At 32.6% G+C, this 11,658-nt stretch carries 29 protein-coding genes; 5 read left to right on the plus strand and 24 right to left on the minus strand.

Annotation, left to right across the window (positions count from 1 at the left end):
* Positions 1-170: 170 nt before the first annotated feature.
* The 19 genes from A3M9_RS0111295 to A3M9_RS14700 form a co-directional block, all read right to left on the minus strand.
* Positions 171-665 carry a DUF5651 domain-containing protein gene (locus tag A3M9_RS0111295; protein WP_027309302.1) on the minus strand — a complete coding sequence of 165 codons (495 nt, stop codon included), beginning with the start codon at positions 663-665 and terminating at the stop codon, positions 171-173.
* Complete coding sequence (locus A3M9_RS0111300) at positions 646-912, minus strand: hypothetical protein (protein ID WP_156897905.1); 267 nt, start codon at positions 910-912, stop codon at positions 646-648. The genes A3M9_RS0111295 and A3M9_RS0111300 overlap by 20 nt, the downstream gene beginning before the upstream one ends.
* Positions 854-1,036 carry a hypothetical protein gene (locus A3M9_RS14810; protein ID WP_027309304.1) on the minus strand — a complete coding sequence of 61 codons (183 nt, stop codon included), beginning with the start codon at positions 1,034-1,036 and terminating at the stop codon, positions 854-856. The genes A3M9_RS0111300 and A3M9_RS14810 overlap by 59 nt, the downstream gene beginning before the upstream one ends.
* Before the next feature lie 3 nt (positions 1,037-1,039).
* The gene (locus A3M9_RS0111310) at positions 1,040-1,540 is read right to left on the minus strand and encodes a hypothetical protein (protein WP_198011970.1); all 501 of its coding nucleotides are present in this window, start codon (positions 1,538-1,540) and stop codon (positions 1,040-1,042) included.
* Positions 1,541-1,552: 12 nt separating this feature from the next.
* Positions 1,553-1,843, minus strand: coding sequence for a hypothetical protein (locus tag A3M9_RS0111315; protein WP_027309306.1), 291 nt, complete (start codon positions 1,841-1,843; stop codon positions 1,553-1,555).
* Between the two features lie 11 nt (positions 1,844-1,854).
* The gene (locus tag A3M9_RS0111320; protein WP_027309307.1) at positions 1,855-2,040 is read right to left on the minus strand and encodes a hypothetical protein; all 186 of its coding nucleotides are present in this window, start codon (positions 2,038-2,040) and stop codon (positions 1,855-1,857) included.
* Positions 2,034-2,528, minus strand: coding sequence for a hypothetical protein (locus A3M9_RS0111325; protein ID WP_027309308.1), 495 nt, complete (start codon positions 2,526-2,528; stop codon positions 2,034-2,036). The genes A3M9_RS0111320 and A3M9_RS0111325 overlap by 7 nt, the downstream gene beginning before the upstream one ends.
* 10 nt (positions 2,529-2,538) lie before the next feature.
* Positions 2,539-2,916 carry a single-stranded DNA-binding protein gene (locus A3M9_RS0111330; protein WP_027309309.1) on the minus strand — a complete coding sequence of 126 codons (378 nt, stop codon included), beginning with the start codon at positions 2,914-2,916 and terminating at the stop codon, positions 2,539-2,541.
* A 13-nt stretch (positions 2,917-2,929) separates the two neighbouring features.
* A complete protein-coding gene (locus tag A3M9_RS0111335) occupies positions 2,930-3,274 on the minus strand; it encodes a DUF5406 family protein (RefSeq protein ID WP_027309310.1) in 345 nt (114 codons plus the stop codon).
* Positions 3,271-3,453, minus strand: coding sequence for a hypothetical protein (locus A3M9_RS0111340; RefSeq protein WP_027309311.1), 183 nt, complete (start codon positions 3,451-3,453; stop codon positions 3,271-3,273). Before A3M9_RS0111340 ends, A3M9_RS0111335 begins: the two co-directional genes overlap by 4 nt.
* The gene (locus A3M9_RS0111345) at positions 3,450-3,686 is read right to left on the minus strand and encodes a hypothetical protein (RefSeq protein WP_027309312.1); all 237 of its coding nucleotides are present in this window, start codon (positions 3,684-3,686) and stop codon (positions 3,450-3,452) included. Before A3M9_RS0111345 ends, A3M9_RS0111340 begins: the two co-directional genes overlap by 4 nt.
* Positions 3,676-3,855: a hypothetical protein gene (locus A3M9_RS0111350; RefSeq protein WP_027309313.1), complete on the minus strand. Its 180-nt coding sequence runs from the start codon at positions 3,853-3,855 to the stop codon at positions 3,676-3,678. Before A3M9_RS0111350 ends, A3M9_RS0111345 begins: the two co-directional genes overlap by 11 nt.
* Positions 3,856-4,647 carry an ATP-binding protein gene (locus A3M9_RS0111355; RefSeq protein WP_027309314.1) on the minus strand — a complete coding sequence of 264 codons (792 nt, stop codon included), beginning with the start codon at positions 4,645-4,647 and terminating at the stop codon, positions 3,856-3,858.
* Complete coding sequence (locus tag A3M9_RS14300) at positions 4,535-5,332, minus strand: hypothetical protein (RefSeq protein WP_051350725.1); 798 nt, start codon at positions 5,330-5,332, stop codon at positions 4,535-4,537. The genes A3M9_RS0111355 and A3M9_RS14300 overlap by 113 nt, the downstream gene beginning before the upstream one ends.
* 4 nt (positions 5,333-5,336) lie before the next feature.
* Positions 5,337-5,621, minus strand: a complete 285-nt coding sequence (locus A3M9_RS0111365) for a hypothetical protein (RefSeq protein WP_027309315.1) — start codon at positions 5,619-5,621, stop codon at positions 5,337-5,339.
* A complete protein-coding gene (locus A3M9_RS13865) occupies positions 5,614-5,910 on the minus strand; it encodes a LysM peptidoglycan-binding domain-containing protein (protein ID WP_035166527.1) in 297 nt (98 codons plus the stop codon). The genes A3M9_RS0111365 and A3M9_RS13865 overlap by 8 nt, the downstream gene beginning before the upstream one ends.
* A gap of 114 nt (positions 5,911-6,024) precedes the next feature.
* Positions 6,025-6,906: a phage recombination protein Bet gene (gene bet / locus A3M9_RS13870; protein ID WP_035166529.1), complete on the minus strand. Its 882-nt coding sequence runs from the start codon at positions 6,904-6,906 to the stop codon at positions 6,025-6,027.
* Positions 6,907-7,449, minus strand: coding sequence for a host-nuclease inhibitor Gam family protein (locus tag A3M9_RS0111380; RefSeq protein ID WP_027309316.1), 543 nt, complete (start codon positions 7,447-7,449; stop codon positions 6,907-6,909). It lies immediately after the preceding gene.
* On the minus strand, positions 7,449-7,592 hold the full coding sequence (locus A3M9_RS14700; protein WP_156897906.1) for a hypothetical protein: 144 nt from the start codon (positions 7,590-7,592) through the stop codon (positions 7,449-7,451). The genes A3M9_RS0111380 and A3M9_RS14700 overlap by 1 nt, the downstream gene beginning before the upstream one ends.
* An 84-nt stretch (positions 7,593-7,676) precedes the next feature.
* Between A3M9_RS14700 and A3M9_RS0111390 the strand changes: the two genes are divergently transcribed.
* The gene (locus tag A3M9_RS0111390; RefSeq protein ID WP_027309317.1) at positions 7,677-7,901 is read left to right on the plus strand and encodes a DUF2188 domain-containing protein; all 225 of its coding nucleotides are present in this window, start codon (positions 7,677-7,679) and stop codon (positions 7,899-7,901) included.
* On the opposite strand, the gene A3M9_RS13875 is transcribed toward A3M9_RS0111390, so the two are convergent.
* The 5 genes from A3M9_RS13875 to A3M9_RS0111415 are packed head-to-tail and all read right to left on the minus strand — an operon-like array spanning position 7,898 to position 8,969.
* Complete coding sequence (locus tag A3M9_RS13875; RefSeq protein WP_035166532.1) at positions 7,898-8,125, minus strand: hypothetical protein; 228 nt, start codon at positions 8,123-8,125, stop codon at positions 7,898-7,900. The genes A3M9_RS0111390 and A3M9_RS13875 overlap by 4 nt on opposite strands.
* Complete coding sequence (locus tag A3M9_RS13880; RefSeq protein ID WP_035166534.1) at positions 8,088-8,300, minus strand: DUF6877 family protein; 213 nt, start codon at positions 8,298-8,300, stop codon at positions 8,088-8,090. The genes A3M9_RS13875 and A3M9_RS13880 overlap by 38 nt, the downstream gene beginning before the upstream one ends.
* Entirely contained in the window at positions 8,294-8,473 is a 180-nt protein-coding gene (locus A3M9_RS0111405) for a helix-turn-helix domain-containing protein (RefSeq protein ID WP_027309318.1), read from the minus strand. The genes A3M9_RS13880 and A3M9_RS0111405 overlap by 7 nt, the downstream gene beginning before the upstream one ends.
* Complete coding sequence (locus A3M9_RS0111410; RefSeq protein WP_027309319.1) at positions 8,454-8,675, minus strand: helix-turn-helix domain-containing protein; 222 nt, start codon at positions 8,673-8,675, stop codon at positions 8,454-8,456. Before A3M9_RS0111410 ends, A3M9_RS0111405 begins: the two co-directional genes overlap by 20 nt.
* A gap of 54 nt (positions 8,676-8,729) precedes the next feature.
* On the minus strand, positions 8,730-8,969 hold the full coding sequence (locus A3M9_RS0111415) for a helix-turn-helix transcriptional regulator (RefSeq protein WP_035166536.1): 240 nt from the start codon (positions 8,967-8,969) through the stop codon (positions 8,730-8,732).
* 164 nt (positions 8,970-9,133) lie between these two features.
* On the opposite strand from A3M9_RS0111415, the gene A3M9_RS14305 reads away from it, so the two are divergent.
* The 4 genes from A3M9_RS14305 (at position 9,134) to A3M9_RS0111435 (ending at position 11,502) form a co-directional block, all read left to right on the plus strand.
* Positions 9,134-9,568: a helix-turn-helix domain-containing protein gene (locus A3M9_RS14305; protein WP_051350727.1), complete on the plus strand. Its 435-nt coding sequence runs from the start codon at positions 9,134-9,136 to the stop codon at positions 9,566-9,568.
* A gap of 52 nt (positions 9,569-9,620) precedes the next feature.
* Positions 9,621-10,055 (plus strand): FxLYD domain-containing protein, encoded by a 435-nt coding sequence (locus tag A3M9_RS0111425; RefSeq protein ID WP_027309321.1) that lies wholly within the window; start codon positions 9,621-9,623, stop codon positions 10,053-10,055.
* Positions 10,056-10,240: 185 nt separating this feature from the next.
* Positions 10,241-10,378 (plus strand): hypothetical protein, encoded by a 138-nt coding sequence (locus tag A3M9_RS14705; RefSeq protein WP_156897907.1) that lies wholly within the window; start codon positions 10,241-10,243, stop codon positions 10,376-10,378.
* The gene (locus tag A3M9_RS0111435) at positions 10,378-11,502 is read left to right on the plus strand and encodes a site-specific integrase (protein ID WP_027309322.1); all 1,125 of its coding nucleotides are present in this window, start codon (positions 10,378-10,380) and stop codon (positions 11,500-11,502) included. Before A3M9_RS14705 ends, A3M9_RS0111435 begins: the two co-directional genes overlap by 1 nt.
* Positions 11,503-11,658: the final 156 nt, after the last annotated feature.

The following is an 11,658-nucleotide window of genomic DNA, read 5'->3' on the forward strand; positions in this document are numbered from 1 at the left end:
CATTTTCTCATCCTTCAACCTCACTATTTCCTTTGCTAATGCAAGCCTGTATTCCCTCTCTGCCTCTGCATATGCCTTTGCGTATTTGTGCATCTCATTTACACCTTTTTCTATTCTCTTTGATGTTTCATATATAGCTTGTCCTATATCAAGCATATCTAATGCCATGTTTAAGCTCCCCTTTTCTTTTCTATCTCTGAATATGCATATCTGCAATTATGCCAGTCAAATCCACTCTCTGGTATGAAGTTTTCTTGAAATATCTCATGTAATCTACATTCAGACCAGTGTTTATTGCAATTTTTACATTCTACTGCCATTACTTGTTCGGTCCAATCCTCAAATTCTTCTCTTGGTATCTTCACAATTGCATATTCTTTTTCAAATTCTCCATAAAGTCTTTTCTTCGTATATTCATCAAGCACCTTTATATCAAACTTAAATAGTCTTTTATATATTTTTTCTGCTTCTTTTGGATTAAGTCTATGAAGTACACTATTATAAAATTTTTCTGCATATGTCTTACATAATGCTAAATATTTATGTTCTTCCTTTGTTAGCATGTTTCTTTTCTTCCAATCCTCTTTAATCCCAACTACTGTATCAAGCAATGTCCCAATTAGTAAAAAATTATTTGTTTCCTCTTTATTTAGATAGTCCTTCATTTTTCTTACCCCCAAATTCCTTTTTAGTTTCTTCTAAAAATTCACCAAGTATTTTTCTTATGCGTTCTTCTGAAATTCGATTTTCTCTCATAATTTTGACTAAGAGAGGACTCATTTTCTCCCATATCTCCGACACTCTTTCCTCTACTCTCTCATGAAAAGCTCTATCATAGATTTTTTGAAACTGTTCATCTGTTAATTTGCCCTTTAACTGTTTCTCCATTTTTCTTCTCATATCTCTGTTCATCTTTCTTTGCCCCCTTAACTATACATTTTTCACCTGCCATGTCCCCTAAATTCAGCTCTCTATAATCTATTTCACACCTTGCTTGTCCATCTATGTAGTAAAGATGTTTGCAGTCCCAACACATGTATTATTCCTCCTTAATCAAGGATATAAATTCTTCTACTGGCATACATACAAGCCACCCTTTATTATCCTGCCTCATAAAAAGCATGTTGCTGTTTTTATCCTGCTCAAGCCATTTATATATTGTATTTAGACCTGATTTCCTTCTCTTAACTTCAATCCTTTTAGTATTACCATTTATATTGCACGTTACATCACAACTATATTTTTCGCTTTTTAATGCTCCAGAGAGTGGTATTCTCTCTGCTTGTAGATTATATTTATTAAGCAATTCAACTACTTCCCTCTCTCCTGTATAACCTTTTCTTTTGGCTCTCTTTCCTCTTTTAGAAGCTTCACTTTCCTTTTTCATCTTCTTAGCTATCTTCCTTTCTTCCCTTTGTCTTATTTGTCGCTTACATAGTATTCTTTTATCCTCTGGGTAATATAAGCTATAATCTTCACATATCCAACACTTACCTTGTTCAAAACTTTTACAGTTTTCTTTTACTTCACATTCTGTCATTTCTTATGCCTCCTATACTCTTGTTAAATATACAACCGACTTATATCTCCATCCTCTTTTTAACAGTTTCATATTGTGCTTTTCCACCTCTTTTGCTATCTCTATACCTTCCTTCTCAAGCTTGTCCAATATGCCTATACATACTTGGATTACATCCAGTGTTTCCTCTGCTATCTTCAATTTAGTTTCTTCCTTCTCTGTAACATGTTTGATAAGTTCGCAACTAAGCTCATCTACTTCCTCATGTAGTTTATAAAACATATCTATGTATTCATCATTCTTTTCTAAAATCAACATCTCCATCTTTGGTCCTCCTATATAAACATCTTAATAAATTCTTTATGTTCAACATCTAATCTTTCACATGCTTCGTCTAAAGCTTTAGATATAGCTTCAGAATAATCTATCCCTTTTTCAGCTGTTTCCTGCAATGCCAAGCTTGTTGCTAAGCTTAGCACCTGCTTCCTAATCATCCATATATCCTTATTTTCTTTCAACATACCTTTACCCCCATCTTTTGTGCTAATTTTATTAATTGCAAGCAACTGCCTTGAAAGTTGTATATCGCACCATAATCAATAAGTTCCTTTTTGCTTATTTCTTGTGTATTTCTCAATATATTGATTAGTGTTTTATGTTGTCTTTTCTCTGATAGTTTTTTTAATCTTGCTGTCTCTCTTGCTTTTTGAATGTAAGTTGTATCTTCTTTTCGTAACTTCACTTCAACTTTCTCAAACGCTTTATATTTTGCTATCTTTACGCTTGTTCTTATTATTGTCTTCCCTTTCTTTATTGTTTTTTCTTTTATTTCATACTTGACCTTTAAAAATCCTTCATCTTTTATTTTTTGTAGCCAAGTTACTAATGTTTGATCTGCAACTCCGACTTCATTTTTTAGGTAATCCATATCAACATATTGCCCTTTATTCATTATTTCAGCAAACTTTTCCGCTTGTTCTAATGTCTTTCCCCTAACGTATATAATCATAATCCCCCTCCTAAAATGGTATTGGCTCATTTGTAACTTCTGCAAAATCTACTTTTTCTGTCTTATCTTTAGGCCAATCTAAAAATTTAACCTCCTCTGCTACAACCTCTGTTGCATATCTTGTGCTTCCATCTTGAGCCTGATATTTTCTTGTCTGAATAGACCCAGATACCGCAACAAGCCTTCCCTTGTTTAGGTTGTTTGCTACATTTTCAGCAAGTTTTCTCCAGCAAATAACTGGTATGAAATCTGCTTCACGTTTCCCTTCTGCGTTTAGGTATGGTCTATCTACTGCAAGTGTGAAATTCGCTATTGCTATGCCCGAGTTTGGTGTGAATTTTAATTCAGGGTCCTTTGTTAGTCTGCCGATAAGTATTGCCTTGTTCATTTATCTTACCCTCCTATATTAATTTGCAGTCTATTATTTCAACTTTCACAACATAATTTGGCAAATGACTTAATTCATCTTCCACAAAGAGAGCTTCCCCTTCATCATTTTTTAGTATCATTCTAAACCATTCGTTGCCGTCATCGTCTTCCCCAAGCAATCTAAAACCCACATTGTTTTCTTTAAAGTCATCCTCACATATATCCTCAAAGTCTATAAAATTTATAACTTCGTACCCTAATGCACCTCGTGTCCTCATTTCCATTATAGCTGTTCCTTTATATTCCATTGTTTGGAATAAAATTTCAATTGTATGCAATCTCTTATGAAAATTATCTGTGTTATTGTAAGATTTCATAATTCTTCAATCTCCTTTCTGCATTCTTCACATATTGTCTCCCAGCCATCTGAATGTTTTATACTTTTCCAGCCACTTTCTCTTTTGAATTTGACTGCTTTGTCATAACTGTCAAATTCATAATCATCACCGCATACATCACATATTAGATAGTGTTTACCTTTGATTTTTTCTATCATTTCAACCCCTCCATCCATTCGTTTACTAACTCTAATCTTTTCTCCCATCTATCCCGTTCTTCGCAAGCTCTTTCAAGCCTAAACTTTGCAGCTCTGCGTTTCGTGTATGAAACCTTATCTATACACATTTGTCGCAACTTTTCACTTTTCTTTTCTACTTCTTTGTGTGCTTTCTCCAATTTCTTTTCTATCTCTCTTTTTGCTATTGAGAGGATAAGGTATCTATCGTCCATTTCTCATTTCCTCCCTGTCATACTCTTCAATAGTTTCATACTCAATGATTTCAGCCCAACCAAACATCCTTGTATATTGTTGTGCCAGTTCCCTTGCTTCTTCTAATGTTTCGCACTCTCTGAAACATACTGTCCTGCTCCAGTTAGGACTTATTACTCCGATTTTCATCTACACCACTCCTCTTAATCTGTAATTGTTTTCTTCTCCTTGTATAACTACAAGGTATCTTTTGCACATTTCAATTATTCTGCTGCCTATTGCTCCATCAAATGCTAATAGCCTTTCTGGTATATATTCACTGGACACTATAATCGGCATCCTTGCTAAATATCTGTGATTTATTATTTCAAACATAATATTTATGTCTGCTTCAGTTGTCTTACCTTTAAATAAATCATCTATTAGCAGTACTTTAGCCTTCTTATACTTCTCTATTTCCCTTTGATAGAATTCTTCATCAAGCATATTTTGTTTAAGCTCTGTTATAACATCTCTGTAAGGCATATATCTTACTGGAACACCTCTGTTCATCAATGCATTTGCTATTGCTATACTTAGATGCGTTTTTCCTGCTCCGACTTGCCCCAGGAATGCTATACTGTTCTGCCTGTCATCCTTTATTTCTTCAAAGTTCATTACATAATCTATTGCAGCCTTCTTTGCTAACTGTGTCGCCTGGCTATATACCTTGTATTGGTTTACGCTTATTTTTTGATATTCAGTTGATATACCCGACTGTTCCAGTATATTTCTCATTCTCTCTATTTCCCTACACTCACATTCCCTGTAATAAATACCTTCTTCCCTTATAACTTCTATAAATCCTGTATCTTTGCATTTAGAACATTTATATAAGACCTGCTTTTCTAAGCTCCTCTTCTGTGTAGTCTTGGTACTCTCGTACTGGGATTTTAAGTTTAATTCCTCCAGTATCCTCTTTACTTGCATTTCGAAGTCCATTTTCTCTCATCTCCTTTTGTACTCTATCAATTACCCAATTCAAGATAGCTCTATAGTCCGACTTATAGCGTTTACCTGTTGCTCCTTTATAATTGTCTAATATTTCAATCATTCTTTTTGTAATCTCTTCTCCATACTGTGCTATTAACTTGCTATATTCTTCTTCAGTCATTGAAACAAATTCAGCATATTTAATTTTATGTTTTGTGTTTTTTTGGGGGTGTATATATTCACTATTTGTAGTAATTTCTGTTGTAGTATTTGTAGTAGTTTCTGTTAATGTTTCTGCAATATTTGAAGTTTCCATTCTGTAATTTTTAAAGATTGGATTCTTTAAATTTTGAAGAAACGATTCTGAAAATTTTATAGTGTCCAACCTATAATGAACCACTGGACAACCATTAGCTTTTTTTATTTTGGTATCCAAGATACCCATATTTTCTAATTTTGTTTTTGCTTTTCTTACCTTGTATTCATTTAATCCAATTTCATTCTCCCATTCTTGATATGTTTTATATATCCATCCGTCATTTTGACTTTTATCTGTCCAGTATATAAGCTGCGATAAGAATAATGCTGCTTCTAAATCCCCTGTGTAATCTATAAACGCTCTTGGAATAGTAAGCAAATTGTTTTGTCCTGTCATTGCTCTAATTAATTCAAATATTTGTTGCTGATAGCTCATCCTATCACTCCTTTGTAACAGCAAATTCCTTATAAACTTCTTTAAGTTCTGCTCTTCTCTTTCTCACTCTTTCAATTGCTTCGTATTTTCCTTGCTCTTGTAGTTTTTGCCTACATCTACGAATACTTTCAAGGCTTGGTATTTCTGGCTTGCATATATCATCAATACTTTTTACATTGTAAAATTCTTTTAGCACATAAGCTGTCAGCCTCTTGTCATCATTCCTTGTTTCAGTATAATTCTGCAAAATAAACTCCACCTGTTGCTTTACATTATGTAAATTAGTCATCTGTTCCTTCCCCCTTTACAGTTACAGGTATCTCAATAACTTGTCCTGGGTATATAATAGGTGTAATTCCATTATGCTTTCTTATCTCATATATTACTTTGCGTGGGTCCTCATTAGGTCTATATTGCTTAGCTATCTTCCAAAGTGTGTCCCCTGCTTGAACGACATATGTTTCATATTTTTGAATTTTTTCTTTTTTCTTGGTATAATTCATAAATGAAGTGGATATAATAGTAAAAGAGGAAACTATGCAAATTACAGCTAATAAAAAAAGTTTCTTTCGTTTCATTGTTCAAATCCCCCATTTAAAAATTTAATATTCTTTGTTATAATGAGGGTGCAGGGAGTGGCGGCTCCCGCACCAAACGGTTCTATTGAAAAGCCCTTTTGCCCAGGGCTTTTTCTATTGCCCTTCTTGATACAACACACACTGTTCTTCTTCTATCTCTTCCACTTCTTCTTTTGTTACAGTATATTTCAATAGTTCTTCTATAACCTTTTCTGCTTCTTCATAAGTTATTTCTTTACTGCTTTCTTTTCCTATAGTTGATAGTAAAAATACTTTTAATTCATCTGTATTCATTCCTTTAGATTGTGCAAGCTCCCATATATGTTTCTTTTGTTCTATTGTTGCCATTTGCAGTCCTTGCTTATCTTCCTTTATCTCATAATCAACATTAATGGTGTTTTGTGGTAACTTGCTATCATCAACTGGCATTTCTTCTGGACTATATAACCCTTGAAATTCTTCAGGTAAGGCTTCTCGTAACGCTTGAACTAATGCTACCTTCCTAATCATTGTTGCAGGCATCTTTGCCCAGTTACTCATTAACTTCCCATCCTTTGTTTTTCTCGCATATTCTGATAAGCTAACACTTGTTTCAAGTGGTGTACTCCAATCTTTTCTATATACTTTAGCCCATCCTCCTATAAGTGTTTCGTTTGGTGCTACTAATGTGCCTTTTCTATATTCAATACTTCCATCTTTTCTTTGAACTACTATCCCTGCTTCATATCCATTACATAACTTGGATTTTGCAGCTCTCTTGGTAAATGTTTCTTTACCTGTAACTAAAGTTGCTGGTTCATTACCAAACTTTATTAGATATGCTTCTCTTAAAAAAGGATTAAGCTTTTGATACTCACATAACTTTATAAACATTGCTATCTCTTGTTCTGTTACCTTGCTTGCATCTCCACTTACTAAGTATCTTTTAACTGTTTCTGGACTTAGTTGAACTATCCCATTATCTGTTTCATATTTAACTACTAATGCATTTGTCATTTATTCCACCTCCACATCTATTACAACCTTCTCTGGTTGTTCTTCAATTGTAATGCCTTCTATAATTTCTCCGTTTTCGTCTACTACAAGTTCTCCTACAACTTTAAATTTCTTTTTAAGTTCTGCTTTATTAATTTCTTCTTTTACTCTAATGAATTCAGTTTTACCTGAAGCTTTTAAAAATTTTAAAACTGTTTCCTCATCATAATTCCATTTTGGTTGCTGCTTTCTGAAGCTTAACTTTCCATATGGAGTTGATAATTTAAATTTTGCGTCCTTTTCTCTCTGTTCTTTAGCATATTCTTCAAGTAATACTTCAAAGAATTTTATGCTATTTTCTAATTGTTCATTTTCTTTTTTTAACCATTTTTCTATTCTCTCTATCTCAGCTTTTGCCAGTTGTTCATTCTCTATTTGTTTTTTCTTTAATGCTGAAATTTTTCTTAAACACCAATTTGCTTGGTCTATGTTAGTTACCTTAAATTGCTCCTTTCCCTCTAATTGTTCAACCTCTTGAATTTCATAAATTTCCAATGCGTTCATCACTTTACCTCCTCTAAGTATTCTTTTATTTTCTCTTTACCAACTGTCTTTACTAAAGAACGTATAATCTGCCACTCCTTAAAGTGTTTTAGTAAGTCCTTTATCACTTGGTCGCTATCTATAATCTTTATGCTTTCGTTCATTATCTTGCCTCCTTTGTCGAATTATTTTTGAAGGATTTTCCTCTTTCTTGTAGAACTTTATCTACAGGAAGGAGGTGAAAGTTTATGGGTAAAAATCAACATGTTACTCCACATCCTGATGGTGGTTGGCAAGTAAAAGGTGAAGGTAATAATAAAGCTACTAAAGTAACAGAAACTAAGAAAGAAGCAATTGATATAGCAAGACAAATTGCTAAAAATCAAGAATCTGAATTAATTATTCATGGCAAAGATGGTAAAATTCAAAATAAAGACAGCTATGGCAATGACCCATATCCACCCAAAGGTTAATCATACTTAGGTTTTAGTCTAATCCTGTAACCAACTGCTGGTATAGCATCGTTCTCAGTTATTTCAGCTATGGTTACAGGATTTTCCTCGTCTGTTTCAACAATTAACCTTGTATAGAGTTCTGACAAAATATTGATTCTGTTTCCTTCCATTTTTTCATTCATCCCTCTTACCTCCTCTGTTTTCTTATTCACATTCAACTTTTCTACTGTTTGAACCTTCATATTCCCCTCTCCTTCTTAACCATAGTTCTGCATACATTAATTGTCTTTGGATATATGGGTCTGTTGCCTTTCCTCCACTTGCCATCCAATCTGTTATCCTCTTTTCAATGTCATCAAATACTTCTGGTGGAAGTTTATGAGCTACATCAAAAAGGTCATTTAAATTTTTTAACATATCTTTGCACCCCCATTATTTATGAATTCATTTATAAACATCTCAGGTATCAAAATTTTCCTTCCAATTCTGACACATCTGAGTTTGTTTTGACGTATTAGTTCATAGATTGATGTCTTACCACATCTAAGCATTTTCGCAACTTCTTCTACTTTATAGATTTTTGTTTCCATCTTCATCACCCTCACAGTCTATCAACTCATTTATGCTACATCTTAGAGCTTTAGCAAGTTTACACAGAACTTCAGCACTTGGGTTGTTATATTTACCACTTTCTATTTCATTTATATAACTTTTAGCCACTCCACTTCTTAGAGCTAACTGCCTCTGTGTCATATTTCTTTTCTTTCTTAATTCCTTAATCCTTATCTTCATGGGAAAACCTCCAATCTTTCCCCACATCTCCCCTTCAATTTGTGCATATACTAACTATGAAACATTGTCTTTAAACTTCATTATGCAGTTTTCTTGATTAAAAAAAATTTCATCAATACTACATCCAAAAACTTCTGCTATTTTTTTAGCTATAATTAAATTTGGTTTTCTTTTACCATACTCATAATGTTGATAAGCTCGTTCTGATATACCTAATTTCATAGCCATTTGTTTTTGAGTTAATTTATTTTTCTTTCGTAGCTCTTTTAGATTTTTAATATTTAATTGCTGCATTCTGTATCACCTCCACACTTCATATTGTGCTCTACATTTTTAATTTTATACTTCATTTTGTTCGTTGTCAATATATATTTTTACTGCTTTTTGTTCTTTTTTCATTTTTTTATTTTTTTATATTAAAATTTTATGTATAATAAAAGTAAAAGGGGGTGAACATTTTGTTCGGTAGCAGATTAAAAATGCTAAGAGAAGAAAAAGGACTAAAACAAAAAGATTTAGCAAAAATTATTGGAATTTCAGATAGAACAATAGGAATGTATGAACAAGGTAGAAGAGAGCCAGATTTTGAAACTCTTATAAAAATCGCAGATCATTTTGGAGTAACCACTGATTACCTTCTTGGAAGAACAGACAACCCCCGAGGTATGATTGTTTCAAATAAAGAAAACGAGAAATTCAATCAATACCTTCCTGAAGAATTAAGGAAGGGTGATGTACAGATAGAAATAGAAAAAGAACCTCATGAATCTTTACAACTTTCAGAAGAAGAATTAAAATTTTTAGCTAAAGAGTTCTATAAAGAATTTATAACAAGAGGTGGTTTTGAATACGTTGAAAAATTGAAAAAGGAAAGCCAAACAAAAAAAGATTAAGTTATCAACTCAATCTATAGATTGGGTAAAATAAAAGAAGGGGGTTTTATAAATGGAAGAACCAAAATCAAAAACCAGAAAGCCGCTTTGGAAAAGGTGGTGGTTTTGGGTATTAGCTGTATTTATTTTAATTGGAATTGCCGCAAATTCCAGTGAAACTAATATCACAAACACAACTAACACATCAAATCAAACCACTCAAAAAATTGCACAGAAAGAAACAAAGCCAGATTTAGAGGTTTTAAATCACACATTTAAGCAAGATGGATTTAACGGATATATCACAGGCCAAATAAAAAACAATACAGATAAGACATTTAGTTATGTTCAAGTAGAAATTAATCTTTATGATAAAAATGGCCAGCAAGTTGGCAGCACTATTGATAATATAAACAACCTTGAACCCGGTAAGACATGGAACTTTAAAGCAATTATTTTGGAAGATAATGTGCATTCATATAAAATTGTTAATGTATCAGGTTTTTAATTTAAATGCTTAAAATGCTCAGTGTGTTATACACTGAGCATTTTTGTCGTATTTTGACTAATTGTTTCAGTTTACAGAAATAGGAGAAATATTTTTTACGTTGAAATATTAACAAAAAGGACAAAATGTGTTATTATAAAATCGAACACATGTTCGCTTTTGTTTTGATTAGGGGGGTGTCTCAGATGATTATAAAAAGTATGAGTTATGAATCTGTAGTATTTATGCAAAATTTTCCTCTCTGTCAACAGAATAGGGAAGAAACTTCCTGCTGTAATAAAGGAGATGACAATATAGAATATAAGCAGGAGGATGATAAATAATGAGAGGACACATTAGAAAAAGAGGAGCTGGGTATCAAATAGTAGTAGATATAGGTAGAGACCCAATCACAAATAAGAGAAAACAAAAGTCAATTGGTGGATTCAAGACAAAAAAAGAAGCTGAAAAGGCACTGGCTGAGTATATTTCAAAAATTGAAAAAGGAGAATATTTTGAAGCAGAAAAAATAAGTCTCAAAGAATTTTTAGACCACTGGCTCGAAACTTATGCAAAAGTAAATGTTGCTCCTAAAACATTCATAAGATATAAAGAATTTTGCAATACCATAAATAATTATATCGGTCACAATAAATTAAATCAAATTAAACCTGCTCATATACAAAAATTTTACTCAGTATTAATTGATGAAGGTAGGCTTTCCAACAGTACAATTTTAAAAATCCATAGAATGCTGCATTTGGCATTAAAACATGCTGTAATGTGGCAAATGATTATAAATAACCCTACTGAAGCTGTAACTGCCCCAAGAGTTAAGAAAACAGAAATGTCTGTTTGGGATTCTGATACTGCTAACAAGTTTTTAAATGATATAAAAGAAACTCCAATATATATACCAACCTTATTAGCATTAACTACAGGAATGCGTCAAGGTGAAATATGTGCTTTAAAATGGGATAATATAAACTTTTCAAATGGAACAATTTCAGTAGTTAATTCTTTGCAAAGACTAAATGGCAAATTAGTTATAAAACCGCCTAAAACTGATAAGTCAATTAGAAATATAAGTTTAATGGATTTTACTATAAAAGAATTAAAAGAACATAGAAAAAAGCAACTTGAATATAAATTATTGTTTGGTGAAAACTATCAAGATGAAAACTTTGTATGTGCCTGGGAAGATGGTAGACCAATGGATCCACACTACGTTTCATCAAAATTTGCTAAGCTTGTAAAACAACTCAATTATCCTAAGATAAGATTTCACGATTTGCGTCATACTCATGCTACAATGTTATTGCAACAAGGAGTAAATCCAAAAATTGTTCAGGAAAGATTAGGTCATTCTCAAGTAACTGTAACCTTAGATATATATTCTCATGTTTTGCCTAATATGCAAAAAGAGGCAGTACAAAAATTAGAAAGTTTATTTCAAAAGAAGGCATAAAAACAGCCTTCTTTTTTTCATGTTGTCATTTGGTTGTCATTAGCTTGTCTGTTGTCATTTTGGTAAAAATTAAAAGTCCTTGAAATGTAGTATTTTCAAGGACTTTCCTGGTGCACCTGAGAGGATTCGAACCTCCGACACACGGTTTAGGAAACC

It is taken from the genome of Caloramator sp. ALD01 (assembly GCF_000472625.1).
GTDB lineage: Bacteria > Bacillota > Clostridia > Clostridiales > Caloramatoraceae > Thermobrachium > Thermobrachium proteoclasticum.